Annotated in this window: 15 protein-coding genes; 9 read left to right on the top strand and 6 right to left on the bottom strand. The window is 59.0% G+C overall.

The annotated features are described in order from the left end of the window. Position 1: 1 nt before the first annotated feature. Positions 2-1,048, bottom strand: a complete 1,047-nt coding sequence (locus AC2T9U_RS01165) for a 4Fe-4S dicluster domain-containing protein (RefSeq protein WP_493696352.1) — start codon at positions 1,046-1,048, stop codon at positions 2-4. Next, the gene (fdh, locus tag AC2T9U_RS01160) at positions 1,048-4,386 is read right to left on the bottom strand and encodes a formate dehydrogenase (RefSeq protein ID WP_493696351.1); all 3,339 of its coding nucleotides are present in this window, start codon (positions 4,384-4,386) and stop codon (positions 1,048-1,050) included. The genes AC2T9U_RS01165 and fdh overlap by 1 nt, the downstream gene beginning before the upstream one ends. A gap of 251 nt (positions 4,387-4,637) precedes the next feature. On the opposite strand from fdh, the gene AC2T9U_RS01155 reads away from it, so the two are divergent. Next, complete coding sequence (locus AC2T9U_RS01155) at positions 4,638-5,588, top strand: diacylglycerol/lipid kinase family protein (RefSeq protein WP_493696350.1); 951 nt, start codon at positions 4,638-4,640, stop codon at positions 5,586-5,588. A gap of 584 nt (positions 5,589-6,172) precedes the next feature. Here the strand turns inward: AC2T9U_RS01155 and AC2T9U_RS01150 are convergent. Continuing rightward, complete coding sequence (locus AC2T9U_RS01150) at positions 6,173-7,114, bottom strand: DUF5926 family protein (protein ID WP_493696349.1); 942 nt, start codon at positions 7,112-7,114, stop codon at positions 6,173-6,175. A 320-nt stretch (positions 7,115-7,434) separates the two neighbouring features. Here AC2T9U_RS01150 and ygiD point away from each other — a divergent pair, with 320 nt between their 5' ends. Next, the gene (ygiD, locus tag AC2T9U_RS01145) at positions 7,435-8,295 is read left to right on the top strand and encodes a 4,5-DOPA-extradiol-dioxygenase (RefSeq protein ID WP_493696348.1); all 861 of its coding nucleotides are present in this window, start codon (positions 7,435-7,437) and stop codon (positions 8,293-8,295) included. 170 nt (positions 8,296-8,465) lie between these two features. Here the strand turns inward: ygiD and AC2T9U_RS01140 are convergent, their stop codons facing one another. Then, the gene (locus AC2T9U_RS01140; protein WP_493696347.1) at positions 8,466-11,954 is read right to left on the bottom strand and encodes an efflux RND transporter permease subunit; all 3,489 of its coding nucleotides are present in this window, start codon (positions 11,952-11,954) and stop codon (positions 8,466-8,468) included. Positions 11,955-12,146: 192 nt separating this feature from the next. Between AC2T9U_RS01140 and AC2T9U_RS01135 the strand changes: the two genes are divergently transcribed. From AC2T9U_RS01135 to AC2T9U_RS01120, 4 genes are all read left to right on the top strand, one after another. Continuing rightward, positions 12,147-13,190, top strand: coding sequence for an enoyl-CoA hydratase/isomerase family protein (locus AC2T9U_RS01135; RefSeq protein WP_258553245.1), 1,044 nt, complete (start codon positions 12,147-12,149; stop codon positions 13,188-13,190). Between the two features lie 4 nt (positions 13,191-13,194). Next, positions 13,195-13,809 carry an SAM-dependent methyltransferase gene (locus tag AC2T9U_RS01130; RefSeq protein ID WP_493696346.1) on the top strand — a complete coding sequence of 205 codons (615 nt, stop codon included), beginning with the start codon at positions 13,195-13,197 and terminating at the stop codon, positions 13,807-13,809. A 321-nt stretch (positions 13,810-14,130) separates the two neighbouring features. After that, positions 14,131-15,066, top strand: a complete 936-nt coding sequence (locus AC2T9U_RS01125; protein ID WP_493696345.1) for a PI-PLC domain-containing protein — start codon at positions 14,131-14,133, stop codon at positions 15,064-15,066. Positions 15,067-15,405: 339 nt separating this feature from the next. Then, positions 15,406-15,819 carry a zinc finger domain-containing protein gene (locus AC2T9U_RS01120; RefSeq protein WP_147279252.1) on the top strand — a complete coding sequence of 138 codons (414 nt, stop codon included), beginning with the start codon at positions 15,406-15,408 and terminating at the stop codon, positions 15,817-15,819. Between the two features lie 27 nt (positions 15,820-15,846). Here the strand turns inward: AC2T9U_RS01120 and AC2T9U_RS01115 are convergent, their stop codons facing one another. After that, the gene (locus tag AC2T9U_RS01115) at positions 15,847-17,259 is read right to left on the bottom strand and encodes a sodium:proton antiporter (protein WP_493696344.1); all 1,413 of its coding nucleotides are present in this window, start codon (positions 17,257-17,259) and stop codon (positions 15,847-15,849) included. Positions 17,260-17,532: 273 nt separating this feature from the next. Between AC2T9U_RS01115 and AC2T9U_RS01110 the strand changes: the two genes are divergently transcribed. Both AC2T9U_RS01110 and AC2T9U_RS01105 read left to right on the top strand, forming a co-directional pair. Continuing rightward, complete coding sequence (locus AC2T9U_RS01110; protein ID WP_493696343.1) at positions 17,533-18,192, top strand: DedA family protein; 660 nt, start codon at positions 17,533-17,535, stop codon at positions 18,190-18,192. Further along, on the top strand, positions 18,176-19,648 hold the full coding sequence (locus AC2T9U_RS01105; protein WP_493696342.1) for a sensor histidine kinase: 1,473 nt from the start codon (positions 18,176-18,178) through the stop codon (positions 19,646-19,648). Before AC2T9U_RS01110 ends, AC2T9U_RS01105 begins: the two co-directional genes overlap by 17 nt. 12 nt (positions 19,649-19,660) lie before the next feature. Here AC2T9U_RS01105 and AC2T9U_RS01100 read toward each other — a convergent pair whose 3' ends face one another. Continuing rightward, positions 19,661-20,338, bottom strand: coding sequence for a response regulator transcription factor (locus AC2T9U_RS01100; RefSeq protein WP_028327394.1), 678 nt, complete (start codon positions 20,336-20,338; stop codon positions 19,661-19,663). Between the two features lie 428 nt (positions 20,339-20,766). On the opposite strand from AC2T9U_RS01100, the gene AC2T9U_RS01095 reads away from it, so the two are divergent. Continuing rightward, on the top strand, positions 20,767-21,543 hold the full coding sequence (locus tag AC2T9U_RS01095) for a hypothetical protein (RefSeq protein WP_493696341.1): 777 nt from the start codon (positions 20,767-20,769) through the stop codon (positions 21,541-21,543).

Here is a 21,543-nt window from a genome sequence, read left to right as displayed (position 1 = left end):
CTCATGCCCCTTTGTTCAGTGACCCGTTGCCCGCGAATACTGCCAGCGCGATACCGATCATGGCGGTTCCGGCGATGCCTGCCTTAGTGAACATCTCTGACAGGTGCCTGGTTGGTACGACTGGGTCTGGTGGCAGTCCGTATGCCTCGGGTTCGTCCATGAGGAGGAATACTGAGCCGGTGCCGCCGACTCCATCGTGAGGGTTAGCGCCGTAGAGGCGTGCTTCTGTGCGGCCTTGTGCATGCAGGTCCGCGAGTCGTTTGCGTGCAGCTTTGACCATGTCAGCGTGGTCACCGAATTTGATGGAGGTGGTGGGGCAGGTTTGCGCGCAGGCTGGTTTTTGTCCGTCTTTGATGCGGTCGTAGCAAAGGGTGCATTTTTGGGCGACGCCGCCGTTATGAATTTTTTCTTGGATGGTGTTTCCGTCGCTGGTGGGAACGGTGACGGTTCCGTTTTCACGGCGGCCGATGACGCCGAATGGGCAGGCTGCAACGCACATGCCACATCCGTTGCACACGTCTGCTTGCACAACGACAGTGCCGAATTCGGAGCGGAAAAGGGCGCCGGTGGGGCAGACGTCGAGGCAGCCTGCGTGGGTGCAGTGTTTACACACGTCTGAGCTCATTAGCCATCGAACAGCGGGTAGGCCTTGTGGTGTGCTTTGACTGGTGTCGGCAGTGGTGTTGCTGCCGCAGCTGGATGTGGTAGCAGGTGGTGCTCCGATGGAGGGCATGCCCAGTGCTACGGCGCCGCTGGCTTTGGCTTTGGCGAGTTGTTCGGGGCCTTGTTCGATGAAGGCGACGTGTCGCCAAGTGTTGGCGCCTAGGTGTCCTGAGTTGTCGTATGAGGATCCGAGGAGTTGGTTGCCGTGTTCTTTTTCGCCGCGGGCGGGTACACGGTTCCATTCTTTGCAGGCTACTTCGCAGGCTTTGCAGCCGATGCAGATGGATGTGTCGGTGAAGAAGCCTTTGCGCGTGTTTTCGGGTTTCCACCCGGAGTCGGTGATCGGGTTGGTCGGCCCGTATAGCTGATTGCGCCAGAACCCCATCATCCCTCCTGTGTCGATGTGTGTGTGCCCGTTGTGGTGGGCGGGTTTGGTTTTCGTGGGGTGAGTTGTTCGACGAGGGTTTGGCTTGTGTCGGTGGTGAGTTGGGCTCTTCGCTGGTATTCCTGCACGAGGTCCAGGACTGCTTTTCCTTGGGGTCTGCGCCCTGGTCGGATGTCGCAGGAGCCAGCTTTGGCTTCTTGGATGTGGACGTTGGGGTCCAGTGCTAGGCCGAGGAGGTCGTTGGCGGAGTCTCCGGTGACGACGGCGTGTTCGCCTACGCCCCAGTGGTAGGGCAGGCCGATTTGGTGGACGGTGCGGCCAGCGATGCGTAGTGGTTGCACTCGGTCGGTGACGAGCACTCTGGTTTCGATGGCTGCGCGGGGGGAGATGATGGTTGCCCAGCCGCCGTTTTCAAGTCCGCGTTCATCTGCAAGTTCTCGGGAGATTTCGCAGAACATTTCGGGTTGCAGTTCGGCTAGGTAGGGCAGCCATCGGCTCATGCCGCCGGCGGTGTGGTGTTCGGTGAGCCTGTAGGTGGTGAATACGTATGGGTATACGTCGGATCCGGGGTCGCTTCCGGAGACGGCCAGGAGGTTGTCTTGGCGGCGGAAGGTGACGCGGGTGGGGTTGGCTTGTTGGGGGTAGAGCGGGTTCACTACGGGTGATTCTGCGGCTTCGTAGTGGGTGGGTAGGGGGCCGTCGACGAGTCCGCGAGGTGCGTATAGCCAGGCTAAGCCGTCGGCTTGCATGATGAATGCGTCGGTGCCGTTGAGGGCTTCTACTCCGCTCGCGTCTTGGGGGGCGCGGTAGTTGGGGTGTTTGGCTACGGGGAAGTCAGGGACGTCGGGGCCGGCCCATTTGCCTGCTTGTTCGTCCCAGTAGATGTATTTTTTGCGTTCTGACCAGGGTTTTCCATCGGGTGCGGCGGAGGCACGGTTGTAGAGGATTCGTCGGTTTGCTGGCCATGCCCAGCCCCAGTTGGGGGCGATGTAGCTGCCGTCGCGGTCGGGGACGCGGCTGGCGGCGCGGTTGATGCCGTCTGCGTAGATTCCTGCGTAGATCCAGCACCCTCCGGCGGTGGAGCCGTCAGCTTTCATTTGGGTGAAGGCTGATAGGGGTTTGCGGTGTTTTTCGCCGCCGATGTGGAATCCGTTGATTTCTGCCAGGACGGATTCGGGGTCGACTTCGCCATGTTCATCTAGGGGGTAGTCCCAGGTCAGGTCGAGTAGTGGCTTGTCGCGTGGGTCTGTCGATTCGGCGAGTTTGGCGCGGATGCGGCAGCCAAGTTGGTAGAAGAAGTCCAGTTCGCTTTGGCACTGTCCGGGGGCGTCGACTGCTTTGTGTCGCCATTGCACGAGTCGGTGTGTTTGGGTAAATGTTCCTGCTTTTTCGGCGTAGGAAGATGCTGGCAGGAAGAACACTTCGGTGCCTACTTGTTCTGGAATGATTTCGCCGGTGGCGACTTCGGGTGAGTCTTTCCAGAAAGTTGCTGTTTCGATCATTTGCAGGTCGCGCACTACTAGCCAGTCCAGTTTTGCTAGTGCGAGTCGTTGCATGCGGGCGTGTGCTGATCCCACGGCTGGGTTTTGGCCCAGGACGAAGTAGCCACTGACGTCGCCTTCAAGCATTCGCATCACGGTTTGGTAGGTGCCGTGTGGGCCGGTGAGTTTGGGCATGTAGCCGTAGGCGAAGTCGTTTTCTGCGGTGGCGTGTTCGCCCCACCAGGCTTTGAGGAGGCTGATGGTGTAGGCGTCGGCGTAGGCCCAGAATCCTTTTTGGTCGGGTGATCCGACGGTGTTGATGTAGTCGGTGAGTGTGTCGTGTACGCCTGCTACGGGCATGGGTAGGTAGCCCGGGAGCAGGTTGAACAGGGTGGGGATGTCTGTGGATCCCTGGATGGAGGCGTGTCCGCGTAGGGCCATGATGCCCCCGCCTGGTCGTCCGATGTTTCCTAGGAGGAGTTGCAGGATTGAGGAGGTGCGGATCATTTGGGCGCCGGCGGTGTGTTGGGTCCAGCCGACTGCGTAGCAGAACGCTGTGGTGCGTTCTGGTCCTGAGTTCGCGGTGATGGATTCGGCGAGGTAGTGGAAGTCTTCGGTTGAGATGCCGCAGACTTCTTCGACCATTTCAGGTGTGTATCGGGCGTAGTGGCGTCGAAGTATGTTCAAGACGCAGTTGGGGTCTTGGAGTGTGGGGTCTTTGCAGACGTGGGTGTGTTCGAGGGTAGGGCCGCCTGATCCTGCTGTTTCTGGGTGTGCGGCGTGCGATTGGTGTATGCCTGATTCGGTTGTGTGGCCGCCGCCGCTGACGGGTTCGCCAGCGGTGCTGCAGTATCCCCATGAGCTGGTGTCGTAGTGGTTTTTGTCGGGGTCGTATCCACTGAAGAGGCCGTTGAGGTCTTCGGTGTCTTGGAAGTCGCCGTGCACGATTGAGGTTGCGTTGGTGTAGGCGAGGACGTATTCCTTGAACCATAGGTCGTTGGTTAATACGTAGTTGATGAGTGCGCCGAGCAGCGCAATGTCTGATCCGGCACGGATGGGGATGTGTCGGTCTGCTTGCGCTGAGGTGCGGGTGAACCGCGGGTCGACGTGGATGATCCGCGCGCCGCGCAGTTTGGCTTCGGTCACCCATTGGAAACCTACTGGGTGGCACTCGGCCATGTTGGACCCTTGAATGACGATGCAGTCGGCGTTCGCGAGGTCCTGCGTGTTTTGGGTGGCGCCGCCGCGCCCGAACGAGGCTCCCAGACCGGGAACCGTGGCGGAGTGTCAAATACGAGCTTGGTTCTCGACCTGGATTGCTCCTGCGGCCGTGAACAGTTTTTTGATGAGGTAGTTCTCTTCGTTGTCGAGTGTGGCTCCTCCGAGGGAGGCGATGCCCATGGTTCGGTGGAGGTTATCGCGCCCGTCAGGGTGTGTTTCTTCCCAGTGTTTGGCGCGTGCGGTGATGAATCGGTCAGCGATCATGTCGATCGCGGTGTCGAGGTCGAGGTCTTCCCATTCGGTGGCGTATGGGCGGCGGTATCGCACTGTGGTGACTCGTCGGGGTGAGTTGACGAGTTGTTCGCCAGCGGATCCTTTGGGACATAGGCGGCCGCGGTTGATTGGTGAGTCTGTGTCGCCTTCGATCTGGACGATTTTTTCGTCTTTGACGAAGATTTTCTGGCCGCAGCCCACGGCGCAGTAGGGGCAGACGCTTTGTACTACACGGTCGGCTGTGGATGTACGCGGCTGGATTGTCTCGGTGTTTTTGCTGGTAACTGCGGCTCCGCGGCCAAGGAAGTCACCGGTGACGATTTGGCGCAGTGCTGGCCAGTTCAGGGCCACTTTCCGTGCCATGTGAGCTCCTCACCACCTGGCGGGTTGGGGTGCCCGCTCTTATGGCGGTCGCTGTAGCGGCCGCATAGTTTCTGGTTCATCGTAGTGCGCACGGGGAGGTGATGCGGGGGTTTTCGTGAATTGGTGGCGTGGTGGTGAGGTCGGATGAGGACATCGGCTGATTTCTGCGCGCGTTTGGAGTGGGTGCGGGCGTTAACGTCGATTTTATGGACGTCTCATATCAGTCGTTGGATAGGTTTCAGGGGGGTTGTGTGGAGAGTTTCCGTTCGCGTTTCGCTGTTGTGATTAATCCGTCGAAGTTTCCTGGTGATCGCGGTGTTCGAGTGCGGGATCGGCTTACATCGGCAGCGGTGGAGTGGGGGTGGGGTGAGCCGATGTGGTTGGAGACGACGGTGGAGGATCCTGGGCGTGGGCAGGCTCGGTTCGCTGTTGAGACTGGTGTTGAGGTGGTGTGTGCCTTAGGTGGGGATGGGACGGTGCGGTCGGTAGCGTCTGCGTTGGTTGGCACGGGGGTGCCGTTGGGGTTGTTGGCTGGGGGTACGGGGAATTTATTGGCTCGTAATCTTGGTGTGCCGTGGGATTCGCCGGTGGAGGCGTTGAAGGTGGCGTTGATGGGGGTGGATCGCAAGATTGATGTGGGCAAGGTGCGGTTGGAGTTGCTGCGTGATGAGCAGGCTACGCAAGGTCAGGCTCAGGTGGTGGAGGAGTTTTTTCTCATCATGGCGGGGGTGGGGTTTGATGCGTCGATGATCGCGGGTGCACCGGAGGAGTTGAAGGCGCAGATTGGTGCTGCGGCGTATGTGTGGTCTGGTCTACGTCACCTGTTTGGGGAGCGATTTGAGGTGAGGATGTGGACTGATAGTGGCGCTGCTGTTGCGCGGAAGGTGCGGACGGTGTTGTTCGCGAATGTTTCTGAGTTGCAGGGCGGGATCAGTCTTTTGCCTGCTGAGCCGGATGATGGCTTGTTGGATGCGCTTGTGTTGACCCCGAAGTCGTTGACGGGCTGGTTGTCTGTGGCGACACATGTTCTGACGCGGGGTCGGGCTGGTAGTGAGCGGGTGCATACGTCGCGGTTTCAGTCGATGCAGTTGCGTCTTCGGGCTCCGCAGCATATTCAGCTTGATGGTGACGCGATTGGTCTTACTCGGGCCCTTGATGTGAGTTCTTTGCCTGGGGCGTTAGTTGTTCGTGTTCGCGCGTAGGGGTGTCGGTTCTTCGGTAAAACTGTTGAGCTTTTCGCCGGCTACATATACATACTGAACACAGTTGCCCGAGTAAACATTTCATTACAAATCAGCATCAAACCTTTCGCGCACCGAATGACCACCTGAGCTCAAGTAGTATTCACTCAAGAAATATCCCGGAGGTCAGGGTGAATACCTACAGCGCAGAAAAGAATTATAGAAATAAAAACAGAAACAGCCCAATCAGGTTGGATATTCACGGTATCCTTAGTGCTTATTAGCACTAGCTCTGGACAGTCTAGACTTTACGATTTTAGGACGCATAGCATTCTTGTATACTGCAGCCTGGACTACATACGTCACGTCATATGTAATCTGGTATCGCATTAAAAGATCCCTGAAGTCGGATATTATTTCATCGATACTTGCAGCGCTCTGCCCGCCCTATATACTGCTTCTTACTTTTTATCCTGCAACCCAACAGTGAGCTTGCAGTAGCCGAGTGGAGAAAAGCAGAAACTCTGAACTTATCGACTCAGAAGCATTGCTTTGTGGAGTCGATAAGTTCAGAGTTTTTTATGTTGTGCTCAGGTTTGCGGGGCTTAGCGCAAGGTCAACTGACGGCTGAGCAAACCAGATCGGGCACGTCGTTCTTCGGGGGTCAACGGCGCATCAGATTCGAGTGCTTCGGTGTAGCGAGCAGAGAATTCGGCGAGTGCTTTTTCGTATGCCTCTGCTCCCAGGGCGGGGTCGAGATCCCAGACGGGAATGAGCACGCCGTCGGCGCGGAAGGCGCCCAGGAGTCGGGTAGATGCTCCTTGTTCTGCTTGGAGGGTGTCGACGCTGGCCGCGTGGAGGCGGGCGAGGGCGTCGGTGGCGCGGTTTTCCTCGTCGGTGAGAATCAAGCGGATGAGGGCTCGATCGCCCATGAGCCCCCAGTAGGCGATGGCGTTCTTGGGGCAGGCATCTGCTGGCATACGCGTGGTAGGGACCAGGGATGCGTTTGCTTCTTCAAGTTCGGCTTTGGCGCGGGCGTCCAGGGCGCTGACATCAGGTACCCAGTAGTCGAATCCGGCGCGTAGGTCGGCTGCGAAGGTGGTCGTGGGGTCAATGAGGTCTTGCAGTCGGGGCGTGTCGGCGTTGACCGGGGGCATGTGTGTTACTGGCACGCCAGCTGGGGCGGCCAGGGCTGCGAGGATCGCAGCGGCAATATCTCGGGATGCGTCGCCACTGGCTCCGACGGACTGGATGGCGATGAGGCGTTCACCGTTGTCGCGGTGGAGTGCGGGCCATGCTCCGGGTAGGAGGGTGGTGATAGTGATGTTCAGGTCGGTTTCGCTGGGGTCGTGTCCGAGGGCGCTGCGGATGGGTTCGCAGTCGCGCAGGGTGATGCTGGCCAGGGCAGCGGGTAGGAGTTGGCGCATTGCCACCCAGTCGCTTTCGCCGGGCAGCCCCGTAAAGGGGCGTGCTATGAAGGGTGCCGCGGCCACGGTGGGGCGTGCGGCTTGTGCTTCTTTACGTGCGCGTCGTGCTGCCTTACCCATGGTGGTGACCCTACCGGGCGTGGCTGGGTGGATCGCTTTCTAGTGTTTGTGTTGTGGGTGGTACTGGCTGATGCTTCTCGCTGCGGCTGCGGAGCTGTCGCCAATGCCGTGTAAGCGGGGGTGATTCTTGCAGTTGGGTACGAGCAGTGCCGGGATGTCGCTGCCGGTAGCCGTGCTTGACCTGCCCACCAGCTGTACACCCCAGTAAACGAGCGATGCATCGTTCGTTCCTGTTTACCTACACCAGAGTTACAGTCGAGCTGCCATCGACATCAGGTGCGCTTACCTTGGTATGGGCGCGCTGACGAGAGGGGATCGCTATGAGCTCACTGGTCATGCCCGCAGCGTTTGTCGGGCACGGTTCCCCAATGAACGCGTTGGAGAGCAACCGGTACACGCAGGCGTGGAGGAAGTTCGGTGCTTCCGTCCCCCGCCCCCGAGCCGTTCTGGTCGTGAGTGCCCACTGGTACATCAACGCCACCGCAGTTACCGCGATGCCCCAGCCTCGAACAATCCACGACTTCTGCGGGTTCCCGCAGGAGCTCTTTGATATCGACTATCCAGCACCCGGTCTGCCCGATCTTGCTGACGAGGTAGCTGAGATTGCCAAGCCCACATGGGTCGGCGCAGACGAAGACAGTTGGGGCATCGACCACGGAACGTGGTCAGTGCTTGTTCACGCGTTCCCGGACGCTTCGATTCCTGTCGTACAACTCAGCATCGACGCCGGAAAACCCCTCGAATATCACGTCGATCTCGGTGCCAAGCTCGCTAGCTTGCGGAGCCGTGGTGTGCTCATCCTGACCAGTGGCAATGTCGTCCACAACTTGCGGGCCATTGACTGGGATGCACCGAATTCCGGTTTCGACTGGGCGCATCGTTTCGACGAGGCAGCCAAGAGCCTGCTGTTCGACCGCCCCGGTGAAATTGTCTCGTTGAGTAATCACCGTGACTACGGGAGCGCAGTGCCCACACCCGATCACTTCATTCCTCTGATGTATTTCGCGGGCCTTGCCGAGCGATCCGAGAAGATCGACGTCTCCGTACTCGTTGACGGTTACTCCTACGGGGCGCTTTCTATGGCGGCATACACACTGGGCATGCCGCCGGTCGAAGCATCTGATGGGCTCGGGGCTGCGCCCGTACCGGATCACGTGCCCGCCGAGGCAACAAACCTCTGAGTCAACGATCCGGCGAATGAACGCCTCCTACGATGTACACGCTCAGATCGGGCCGTCTACGTCGGTCTGCTTCACACCGTAAAGAACCCTTAAACGCTGAGAATCGATTATTTGCAGTTCACGGGGTACTTCTGGCGTTCACTGAACAGATCACGGATGAAATGTCCGGTCTAGTTGGCAGGTTCGCGGTGGCGGTTGAGTCGGGTCAGGAGTGCATCGAGCAGAACGTAAAGAACGGGAACGATAACCAGGGTTAAGAGGGTGGAGCTGAGTAGCCCTCCGATGACGACGAGGGCGAGGGGTTGGGAGATAAAGGCACCGCCGCCGGTAACGCTTGCGGCCATGGGCGCTAGGGCAAGGATGGTCGCTAGCGCGGTCATGATGATGGGGCGTAGTCGGTTGCGGGCGCCGGCGATGACGGCCTGGCGGACGGGCATTGCCTCGTTGCGGTGTTGGTTAACGCGATCGATGAGAACGATGGCATTGGTGACAACGATGCCTACCAGCATGAGGATGCCGATAAAGGCGGGTACGCCTAGGGGGGTTCCGGTGAGCAGGAGGGCTAGAACGGCGCCGATGCCGGCGAAGGGGATGGAGATGAGGAGCATGAATGGTTGGGCGAGGCTACCGAAGGTGGCGACCATAACGACGTAGGTAATGGCGATGGCTGCCAGGGTGGCTAGCCCGAGTTGGTTGAAGGCTTCGGCTTGGTCGGAGGCGGCGCCGCCGATGGTGGCGGTGGCTCCGGCGGGCAAGGTGGTGGTGTTCAGGGCGGTGCGGATGCGGTTTGTGAGTGCGCCGAGGTCGTTGTCGGCGGGGGTGACGGTGATGACGACGGCACGGTTGCCGTCGATGCGGTGGATGGATGCGGGGATTGTTTCGCGTTTGAGGTCGGCGACGTCTTCGACGTGGACGTCTTTGCCTTTGTGATCTTTTCCGATGACGAGGTTGGCTATGGCTGCCTGGTCGGTGGGGGCGGTGCCTTCGCGGATGATGAGGTCGTGTTCGGCGGCGCCTATTTCGATTTTGCCGATGGTGCGGCCTTTGACGGCGTCTGCGACGGCTTTGCCGATCTGGGCTTCATTGACGCTTTTAGCTAGAGCTTTACTGCGGTTGACGTCGATGTGGAGGCTGGGGACACGTTCGCCGAGGTCGCTGTGTGCTTGGGCGACGCCTTCGAGGTGGCGCACAGTGCTCAGGAGTCCTTCGGAGGCGGTGTGGAGGGTGTCGTCGTCGGGGCCTTGGATGTGGATTTCGACGTTTTGGGAGTTGGTGGGTCCTCCGGTGGTGCCGATGCGGATTTCGCCGATGTCGGTGAGGGTGTCGAGTTTGGCGCGGAGGGATGCGGTCAGGGTTTGGGAGTCGGTGCCTTCTTCGAGGGTGACTGCGTGTTGGGCGGTGCGGGCGCTGCCGCCGAGCATGCGTAGGCCAGAACCGCCGATGGTGAGCATGGTGGTTTTTACCCCGGGTGTGTTGGTGAGGGTTTTTTCGACGGTGGTCGCGGCGGTATTGACGGCTTTGTTGGTGGATCCGGCGGGCATGGTTTGGGTGATTTGGATGGAGTTTTGGGCGCCGGATCCGATGAATTGTGTTTTCAGTCCGGTGGCTCCTATTCCGGCGGTAACCAGGGCGAATAGGGCGATGAGCATGGTGATGATGGGGCGGCGTAGGGCTAGGTGGAGGGTGGGGATGTAGAGGCGTTCCATCCAGCCGTTTTCGTGGTTGTGCGCTTCGGTGGAGGTGGCGGGTGTGGTGCGGCTGCCGGTGAGCCAGCGGCGTCGGGGTGCGTTGGTGGGGCGAACGAACCAGTAGGCCAAGACGGGCACGATCGTCAGGGAGACCAGGAGTGAGGCGAGCATGGCGATGCCCACGGTGATGGCGAAGGGGCGGAAGAGTTCGCCTGCTTGTCCGCCGACGACACCGATGGGGAGGAACACGGCGACGGTGACGATGGTGGAGGCGGTGACGGCGCCGGCAACTTCGCGTACGGCAGTGGTGATCGCTTCGATGCGGGGTAGGCCGAGGTCGAGTTTTCGGGCGATGTTTTCGACGACGACGATGGAGTCATCGACCACGCGTCCGATGGCGATGGTTAGGGCGCCGAGGGTGAGGATATTGAGGGTGTTGTTGCTGGCTTTCAGGCCGATCATGGCGACCATGAGCGAGGCGGGGATGGAGACGGCGGTGACGAGGGTGAGGCGGGTGGATAGGAGGAAGGTGAAGACGACTAGGACGGCCATGCCCAGTCCGAGGAGCCCTTCGTGGAGGAGATCGTCGATGGATTGTTCGATGTAGGGGGCTTGGTCGAAGACGACGTTCATGCTGCCGTTGGGAATGCGGGTGCTGAGTTGGGGCAGTTTTTCGGTGATGGCGTGGGAGATGTCGACGGTGGAGGCATCGGGTTTTTTGACGACGGAGAGGGCGATGCTGGGTTTGCCGTTGGTGCGGGCGATGCTGATGTTGTCGCTGGGGGTGAAGGCGATGGTGGCGATGTCGCCGAGTTGGGTGACGGTGGGGGCAGTTGGTGTTGGTTTGGCGGGGAATCCGCCGGGGATGGATGGGAATCCGCCAGGTAGGCGGGGTATGCCGCCGGGGATTGGGGGGAATTTACCGGGGATGGATGGCAGGCCGCCAGGGATGGATGGGAATCCGCCAGGCAGGGTGGGTAAGGCTGTGGGGTATCCCGGGGGCAAGGTGGTGGGGAACCCGGTGGGCAGTGCTGTAGGTAGTCCAGTTGGTGGGGCGGTGGGGGTTGGTTGCGGTGCAGTGCTAGTGGGGGCAGGGGTACTGGGGGCGGTGGTGTTGGTGGGTTCGGGTGTGGGGGTACTGGTGTTGGTGGGTGCCGCGGGGATGGGTGCTGCCGCTCCCCCACCGCCTCGTCCGGGGATAGGCATTGCGCCGGTGAGTGCTCCTGCTCCGGTGACATCAGAGACCGGCAGTTCGCGCAGTTGATCGAGGCTGGTGATTTTGCGGCCGACCTGCACGTTAAGTTCGGTTGCGCCTTGGGTGATGCTGCCGCCGGGGATGGTGACGCCGCTGGCTTGGAGGGCGGCGGTGACTGATGCGGTGGTCAGTCCGGCGTCTTTCATCTTGTTTTTGTTCAGGGAGATGCTGACGTTTTGGACACCGATACCGCTGATGGTGACTGATCGGACTCCGGGGATGTCTTCGAGGGTGGGGATGACGTGGTCACGGAGGCGTTGGGCGAGGGCATCTGACTGGAGGGCTCCGGAGGCCGAGAGTTGCATGATGGGGAAGTCAGCGATGCTGCCAGTAATGACGGTGGGGGTGCTGCCTTCGGGCAGGTTGGGCACGCCGAGGACGGCTCGTTGAATGCGGGCTTGGGTGTCGGGCAGGTTGGTGCCGTATTCGAGGGTGACCAGGATGTTGGAGGTGTTGTCGCCGGAGGTTGATTGGACTTTTTTGATGTTAGGTACGGCCAGGATGGCTGCTTCGAGGGGGCGGCTGACTTGTTCTTCGATGACATTGGAGCTGCTGCCAGAGACGGGGGTTAGGACAGCAACAACGGGCAACTCGAGAGAGGGAATGAGCTCGCGGCGCAGTGCCCCTGAGGCGAAGATGCCGCCGAGGAATACAAAGAGGGTGATGAGCGCAATGAGTGCACGGTTTTTGAGGCTGAATCGTGTGAGGGAGCTCACTGCGTGTCCCTTCGAGTGGGGGCATTCTGGGGGCTGGGTGGGCGTGTTGTGCTGCCTGCCCGCGATACTTGGTTGAAGCCTACGAGTTTCTGGGTGACAGAACAGCGTTGCTGAGGTGCATGGCGCGGTGGTGTGCAGCTGATGTGCGTGGCCCGGGTTGGTTGTTGTCCTCGTATGAGTTGGAGGTGCGCTGTGAGTGGTGGCGTCGATGTGTTGCCGGTGTTCGGTCGAGTGCAGGGTGCGTGTGGAGTGGTGACGCTGAACCGGCCGCAGGCGATTAATGCGTTGAATGTGGAGATGGTGCGCCTGGTGACGGGGATGTTGCGGGTATGGGAGAGCGATGATCGGGTGGAGGTGGTGGTTTTGCGTGGTGCGGGTGAGCGGGGGTTTTGTGCTGGGGGTGATGTGCGTCGTCAGCGGGAATTGGCCTTGGCTGGCGGTACTAGCCGGTTGGATGCATTGGCTTTTTGGCAGGAAGAGTATGCGCTGGATGGGCTGGTGGCTTCGTATTCCAAGCCAGTGGTGGCGGTGATGGATGGAGTCACGATGGGTGGTGGTGTGGGGTTGTCTGGTTTTGCTGATGTGCGGGTGGTGACGTCCTCCTCGAAGGTGGCGATGCCGGAGTTGACGATCGGGTTTTTCCCTGATGTGGGGGCGAGTCGGTTGTTGGCGTCGGCGCCTGGGGAGTTAGGGACGCATCTGGCGTTGACGGGGCATGTGATGGATGCTGCGGATGCGATCGCGGTGGGGTTGGCGGATGTGTTTGTGGATACTTCGGTAGATGGTGGTGCGGTGGATGCGCTGGTAGAGCGTTTGGGTGATGGTCGTAGTGCTCTAGCGGGTGTGGTTGGGGATGATCCGGGGCCGTCGGCGTTGATGGAGTGTCGTCAGTGGGTGGATCGTTGTTATGCGGGTTCAGATCCGGTAGCGATTGTTCAGGCGCTGCGCAGTAGTGGTGTGGAGGCTGCCGGTGTTGCTGCGGATGTGATCGAATCGCGTTCTCCGTTGGCGGTGCATATTGCGTTGTGTGCACTTCGTGAAGCTGCAGCGATGTCCTCTCTAGAGGAGGTTCTTGCGCGGGATGCGGTGTTGGCCAGGTGGTTTACGGATTGTCCTGATTTTCATGAGGGTGTTCGTGCCCAGCTTGTTGATAAGGATCGTTCTCCGCGCTGGATGCATGGTTCTTTGAGTGAGGTGAGGCAGGCGGAGGTGGCGGCTGCTTTCGAGGCACACTAGGAAGGTGACGATCACTCCGGATTTTGAGGACGTCTATCGGAACGATCCTGACCCGTGGGATGTGGCTACGAGTTGGTATGAGCGGCGTCGGACGCAGCTGATTTTGGCAATGCTGCGTCAGGAGCGGTATGGGCTGGTGTGGGATGCGGCGTGTGGGACGGGGCATCTGGCTCGTGAGCTGATGGGGCGGGCGCAGCGTTTGGTGTGTACCGATATTGCTGGGCGGGCGTGTGCTTTGACTGCTGCGCAGGTGCAACAGGCTGATTCCTGTTCGACGGTGTGTGTGGTGGAGCGTTCTGGGTTACCGCAGGTGCCTTCGGCGTTAGGTGGGCGGGTGCCTGATCTGGTGGTGCTGAGTGAGGTTTTGTATTACTTAGATGCTGATGAGCGGGCTGCTACGTGGGAGATGTTGGATCGGTTGTGTGGCCCGTGCACCGATATCGTGGCTGTGCATTGGGCGCCGCGTCCTGAGGACAGCCATCTTTCGGGCGCTGCGGTGCAGCGGGAGTTGAATGCTTTTTTGGGTCAGCGGGGCTGGTGGAGATTGGTAACGCATACCGATATGGAGTTTGTGGCGGTGCTGTGGTCGCAGGATGCGCCGCAGAGTATTGGCCGGTAGCGGGGTTTTTCCTTCTGGTTGATTGCATATACAGCTGGGAAATAGCTGGAAAACCGCTCTTAGCTGAAAAGTGTTTAAGGGCAGTGAATTAACCCATATTCCGCACAGTGAAATGAGTGTTAATGTTCAGCTCAACAGTTGGCATCCACCGATTCGTGGGGCTTGAAGTGTCGTTTCGGTGTACCAACAGCCTGTTTTCCTTCCCCCGTTTTTCTGCCGTGGGCTCTCTGATCGAAATCATTTCGATAGTGAAACTATGCCGATCACCATGATCGAATAATTTGTATATACGCAGAATTCTTGTAGAAAGGTGCAGACGTCATGTCTTCTCGCGCCATGAAAGTATCTATTGCCGCCGTTTTGGCCACTGGCTCTTTCCTCGCCGCAAGCCCGGTTCACGCCGCGCCCACCTCTCCTGGCAACCCTGCCTCACAGCGACCGGTGTACGCCATCGCTCACCGCGTGCTCACCGTTAAAGGCGTCGATGATGCGGTCAAGCTCGGGGCTAACGCCATCGAGATTGACCTGACAGCCCGTAAATCTGGATGGTCTGCTGACCACGACGGCCTCCCTACGAGCGCAGGGGACTCTGCCGAAACGATGTTCAAACACATCGCTGCCAAGAAAAAGGCAGGCAGCAACATCTCTTTCATCTGGCTGGACATCAAGAACCCCGATTACTGCAAGTCCGGCGAAGCAGGCTCCAAGTGCTCCATCGACCACTTGCGCGACCTGGCCCGCAACACCTTCGAAAAAGAGGGCGTGCGCGCCCTATACGGGTTCTACAAGACTGCTGGTGCTTCGGCTTGGAACACCATCACTCACGACTTAAACGACAAAGAAGCCGTAGCGCCCAGTGGACCTACTGAGACGGTTTTGTCTGACTACAACAAGTCGAAGAAGCCCGTACCGGTTAACAAGCGAGTCGCGGACTACGGCTTCTTCGACCTGCGCCTTGGCTTCGGCTCATGCACCGGAACAGCAAAGAAAACCTGTGATCAGCTCCGCCTGTCTAGCGAGGCCAGGGACAAGGGCAAGCTCGGGAAAGTGTTCGGCTGGACAGTTACCGGAAAGCAGAAGGACATCGTTTCGGATCTGCTAGGTAAGGCACACGTCGATGGTTTGATCGCTGGTTTCAAAGCCACGCACTTCTATGAGCACCCCGACTCCAAAGCGTCGTTGAAGAACATCCACGACTGGGTAGCTGCACACCCGCAGACGCACCGGATGGCAACCGCGAACGACAAGCCGTGGTGATGTAGAGGCTACTCAAGCCTGTTCCTTCTTGCCGCGTCACTAGAACTAGTTGTTCTAGTGACGCGGTTTTTGTTTTCAGCATCTGCGCGCGGCAACTGCCGATGCGGCGTGGTGATTGTTTGCGCATGAACGCGTAGCGCATATTTTCCACCCCTAAGGAGGGGCCTCATTACCACAGTTTGCGTCTATTTGACTCAATCCAGAGCATCTGTCGCCCAACACAACTCAATTGGTCGTGTATACAGATATATGTGACCCGCCATACGGGTTTCACACAGCTTCGGGGGCGAAGACGTCGACCTTACGTCGTCTTCGGAACATCCGGGAAGAGGAATACGAATGCCGGCCAGCACCAGCGGTCATCTTTTCTTGAGTCCGCACGATCTCGCACAACGCGTACCGTGCCGCATCTGCGCTGCCGAAATCGGAGCCCCCTGCACCGACGACGGCGCCCTTCGTGAGGACCCTCACCACTCCCGCTGGATCATGTACCAGCGATCCATCCGCGAGCGCCCTTTCACCGCCACCATTCGCAGCACCGGAGATGGGTTCACCGAAGACGAAGTCGTCATTGTGGTGACCAGTCTTGAAGGGGGTCATTTGGAGGTCCTCAGTGAGCCTCCTTCTGGAGTAACTCGTCCTAGTCAGATTCCTGCGCGCCGTGTGCGCTTCCAGGCTTTCGTTGATGACTCTCGTGCGCGCAGCGCGCTACGTCACGCTGCGCGCCGTCCTCGCATCCGTCACACTCTCTAGATCGCTTTTTCTTCTCGGTGGCAGCAGTCAGTTTTCTGCGTGTGAGTCTGCTTTGTCTCCGTCAAGAGCTGGCGTGCCTACCCCAGCAGCGGTCATGCCTATAGAAAGTGCGGCTATTGCTACCCCGGCTGTGGACCATAGGGGGCCGCCAACTACGAAAATCATCACCATGGCGGCTAGCACCGGAACTAGGTAGCGAATTGTCCACACCATGTAGCCTCCGAAGGAAGGCATGCACACCTGCCGTGATTCGGCAACTGACTTCACCATGAAGTTTGGTCCGTTTCCGATGTATGTGATCGCACCGCAAAACACTGATCCGAGGCTGATCGCCACGAGGTATGGCTCGGGTACTCCTGCGATTCGCAGGTCTCCTGGCAGTTGTGCAGCCATGCTGAAGAACGTGGCATATGTGGGGGCGTTGTCCAATACAGAGGAGAGCCCACCGGAGAAAACGAAGAATGTCACTTCGTTTAGCGGTAGTTTCGGCGCCACTGCTTCCAGGTAGCGCAGGGCAGGCATCATTGTCAGGAAGATCCCTATGAATAAGGCCGCAACTTCGGCTATAGGGCTCCAGGAGAAGCTGTTCTGTTCGTATCTGGTTTCACGGCTGGTGGTGCGCAGTGAGGCGAGTGCAGCGACTGCGAAAATCAGTTCACGTAACGGCAGCCACTGTAGTGGTTCTGCGTGTCCAGCTTCGATTGCGTGGATGTCTACTGACGGTGCCGCTGCCACTGCCACGATCACTAAGGCAAACCATGCGAAGTTCACGGCGCCGTCGATGCGTAGTGGTGTTTTCTCTGTTTCGTCGCGGGCTAGGTCGGCAGCGGATTCACGGTGGTGCAAGCGACGGTCTAGTAAGAAGTAGGTTCCTAGCAGCATCGCGTTGACGAATAGCCATTCCACGATCAGATGGAATGTCCAGGTGAATGGCACTCCCCGCAGGAATCCAAGGAATAGTGGTGGGTCGCCCAGTGGGGTGAGCACACCGCCACAGTTAGCCACCACAAGAATGGTGAATACCACTGTGTGTGCACGAAATCGCCGTTCACGGTTGGTGTTGAGGATAGGGCGGATGAGCAGCATCGCAGCTCCGGTGGTGCCGATGAAGCTGGCGAGCAAACCGCCGACAGCCAGGAAAGCGGTGTTGGTTGCTGGTCTGGCGGCAAGATCACCGCGTAGGTAGATCCCGCCAGAGACCACGAATAACGCCAGTAACAGCATGATGAACTGGATGTACTCGATAGCTGTGGCAAGTACCTGCATCCCTGAACCTGCCAGGATGAACCACACCGCAACTGGCATTCCGAGCAGCAAAGACAGCACTAGTTGATTTCGTGGGTTTTCCCATATGTGTGCTGCGGCTGGCACCAGAGGGAACACCGCAATGCTGAGCAACATGAGGGCAAAAGGGATCAGGCCCCACCATTGAACGATCACTCGACTCACTGTATGACGCTGCGGTGCCCTAACGTCTTAAGTGTGAGCCGTTCAACGCCCGATCAGCAGCCGCCAGAGCGCGCGCCCTATGAACCGATGACCTCGATGTTCACGCGCCCAGATTTCTCTGTCCCTCACTCTCCCAAGGAGTCTGACAAGCCGCGGGACTCTGTGCCAGAAGAGATGGAAAACACACCTACGACTTTGTGGCCCCAGGGAACAAAGTTTGGTCGAGCAGATCGGATCTGCTTGGGGCTGATCATTGGTGTCACCGTGTTCGGGTTGATCATGATGCCAGCACGGCCAGTGATTTTGACCTGGTCTCCGCTGGTGATTGTCGCCTTAACTGGATCTCGCACCGGGCTTGTTGCGTGTGGCGCGTTGGCATCGACTGGGCAGGCCGGGATGCCCACTCCCCTGGCGATTGCACTTCCCTTGGTGATTGGTGTGATCAGTATGGTGAAGTTCACGCCTATTTATTGGTGGGCGGGTAAATTGTGGGGTGACTGGTTCATCACAGCATTGGCTGGCCAGACAGAGCGTCAACAAAAACGTGCCGCTCGCGCGGAGTCCTTGGCACGCAGGTACATGATTCCGGCGATTGGTTTGACCTACGTTCCCTTCGTCCCGATCCCGGCAGCAATTATTCACGCCGTATTGGGTGCATCAGGCACCTCATTGAAGAAGTTCTTGAGCGTGAACTTGGTCTTCGCCGCGGTTGTGCAGTCGATCTACTTCGCTATGGGCTGGTACATCGGCGAACCTGCCGTGGCATTGCTCGATGAACTAGCTAAATACTCGCTGTGGCTGGCGCTGGGCATTTTCGTTTTCATCATGATTGGGTCGTTCCGGACAGCAGCTCGGACAGAGAAAGAACGGCAAAACCGCCGCGGCGGGAACGCTACTCGCGCAGCACATGACGATCAGCCCTGATCGAGATGCTTGCCCTGTCGGCGAGGTGGGATGTGAAGGCGTGAAAGAAAAAGAAGTATGTATCGGCCATGCAAGCCACGATGCCCGCAATAGTGGGTGGCATTGCGTTCGAGCGCGCCTGACTGTTTCGTTCTTGCTGGCTCTCGTGATCCCACTGCTAGCACTACTGGGGCTGGCCAGTGTGATGGTGCAGCGCTCACTGGACCGTGAGTTCGGTGGCCGTCTGCTGGAAAACAGCAAGCTCATCGCCGCTCAGTTAGTTCTCGGTGGCCCAGATGCACTAGATATCGAGCAGCTGGGCCCCGACATGCACCGAGTGACCCTGCGGGTAACCGATGAGCGAGGGCGGGTCGTGATCGCTCATCCCTCACAAGCGCAAGCTCCGATTGCCCCCACACAGGTGCCTTTCACACGACGCCCTGTGCTGGAAGGCACAAACATGTTGCCGTGGGGCCCGCAAATGCAGTTGATGTATTCAACTCACGATGTGCGCCACGGCAAGCACATCTACCGCATCTCGCTGTCTATCCCTCTTGCTGGTCAAGTCGCGGCAGTACGGGTGTTCACAGAGGTCTCTTTGGCGGTACTTCCCATGCTGCTTCTCGGTGCAGGTGTGGTGGTGTGGCTAGCGACGGGGCGGGCTTTGAAACCTGTTGAAGAGATGCGGCTAGCCGCCGAGCGAATTAGCGCCCAAAACCTCACTGCGCGGCTGCCGGTAGCGCCTCATGACGATGAAGTAACCCGCTTAGCAAACACACTCAACGACATGTTGAGTCGCCTTGAGAAGGGCCGCGATCGTCAACGCCAATTCGTTTCCGACGCGAGCCACGAACTACGTTCACCGCTGACGAACCTGCAAGCCTCGATCCAGCTGGGGCAAGCAGCTGGCAGCGCTCAACGGTGGAACGAATTAGCTCCCATTATGGAAGCTGAGTCAGCTCGGCTAGCGCACCTGGTCGATGACCTTCTTACTCTTTCGCGCAGCGATGAGCGCGGAGGCATGCAGCTGGAGTTTGAGGACGTCGACCTCGACGATGTGGCTTACGGAGAAGTGATGGCGCTGCGTTCGGCTGGCAAAGTGGACGTGGTGTATGACTTGGTTCCCGCGCGCGTAACTGGCGCCCAGGACGCTTTGGCCCGGGCAGTGCGCAACCTGTCCACAAACGCTACTCGCGCCGCGAAATCTCGCGTACGTATCTCAACCTCCATTGATGGCCAGTGGGCACTATTGGCGGTCGAAGACGATGGCCAAGGGGTGCCCGAAAGCGAACGCGAACGAATATTCGACCGGTTTGTGCGATTGGATGAGGCACGGCATCGAGACGCTGGGGGCTCAGGGCTAGGGTTGCCAATCGTCTCGGAAATAATCCGAGCTCATTCGGGCACAGTGAAAGTGGACTCCTCGCCTTCGCTAGGAGGAGCCAGATTCACTCTCCGGATTCCGTTGCAGACGTAAGAAGAATTCGTCTCAGACGAGGTCGTTGACGAGTCGATAGCCGGCGCCGCGAATGGTCTCGAAAGATGCACGCCCAAAGGCGGTGTCGAGTTTCTTGCGCAGGTAGCCGACGTACACCTCAACGATGTTCACGTCGCCAGTGAACTCCGCATCCCACACACCTTCGAGAATCTGCTTTTTGGTGAGGAGTTGTCCTGGGTGGCGCATAAAGAATTCCAGGACTGCGAACTCTTTGGCGGTGAGCCGAACCTCTTTATCGCCGCGGTAAACACGGTGCGTCGAGGGGTCCAAGGAAAGGTCACCAAGCATGAGCGTGGCCGGACGAGCAGGAGCGCCTCGCCGAACAAGTGCACGCAAACGAGCCAGCAGCACAACCACGTCAAATGGTTTGGTGAGGTAGTCGTCAGCACCTAAATCGAAGGCATCCGCCTCGTCATAGGGACCATCCTTAGCGGTAAGCATCAACACCGGGGTCCAATTTCCCCGTTCACGCAGCTTCTCAACGATCCGATAGCCAGACAGCCCGGGCAGCATGATGTCGAGGATGACAACGTCATACCCCGTACCGGACGCGGCGGCTAAACCGGCGTGCCCTTCATGCTCCATATCGACCGCAAATCCTTGGTCGGTCAACGCTGTCGAGATGAGACCTGCCATAGCCAGGTCGTCTTCGACGACGAGTACACGCACCCCGTCCTCCTTCACACCATGCCGTGGCCGCGGACAGCGGGCACGCGCAAGCACACATATTGGCACTACCACACCCGCAGCGGCGGATTCGGTGGCGATTCGCATGCGCGGCAGGATCATTCCTAACTTGCCGTGGGCATGCGTTCACATTCGGCGCGGGTCTCCGTCCACCTAGTCCTGCGATACACGCTGGGCAGGAGACCCCTGTATTCAGGACGTCCGAGCATCCCATTCCGTTCCCAGGAAAACAAAAAGAAATTCAGTGGGTACAGCACTGACTGCTTCACGCGGTAGACCGCCCTGCAGTCGAGGCATGCGTTGGCCAACCAAAATGCCCACTAAATAACGATGGACAGCCACTGATATCTGTTCCACGATCGCGTGGCGTGATCAGACAACTGCGAAGAACCGTGCCTAGCATGGGCCGTATGCGATCCCGTGCTCTGTGCTCCGGTGCTGCCGCTCTTGTGCTCATCTTTAGCGCGACAGCGTGTGCTGGGATCGCGCCTGCACGACCGCAAACAGCGGCTTCGCCTCCCCCAGCGAACAATGCAGATAAAGCTCCTGTTGGAGAGCCCACCAAAAACACCCCCGCAGCGTTCGGGCAAAAAGCCACGTGGAACGGGATCGACGTCACTCTTTCGCAGCCTGCAGCTTTCACCCCTTCAGGAATGGCTTCCTACCCCAAAGGAAGTAAACAGTTCGTCTCCGTGGACTACACCCTGACGAATACGAGCGACAAGCCGCTAGAAACCATGTATTTCCGCACCGCGACTGATCCGAACGGAGAAACAGGAACAGTTGCCGACAGCGCCAACGGCATTGGTAGCCCAACCACCGCGATTGAACCGGGACAAAGCCTCTCCTGGAAAGAGGCCTACCCAATGAACGAAACCCTCAAACTGAAACTGACGTGGCAACCCCCTGGTGTGCAACCACACAGCGAAACCCTCAACCTCGATAAATATCCCGGCCCCAAACCAGCAGCCACTCCTGCTCCACCAGCCCCCCCGGCCCCGGGCAAGCCACCCGCTGCCGCTCCTGGTAAGGCACCTGAGCCAGGCAAAGCTCCTGATGCACCCAAAGCCCCTAATGCTGGCGCAGACAAAATCACTAACCCCATCAAAAAACAGCCTCCCGCGCCTGGACCGGCTCCAGTACCGACCCAGGCAACCGCATCAGCTGACACTGCTCCCAAAGGCTGA

Source organism: Dermatophilus sp. B7861-1, assembly GCF_058996045.1.
Note: the sequence above shows the minus strand (reverse complement) of the source record. Positions and strands in the feature narration are given on the sequence as shown.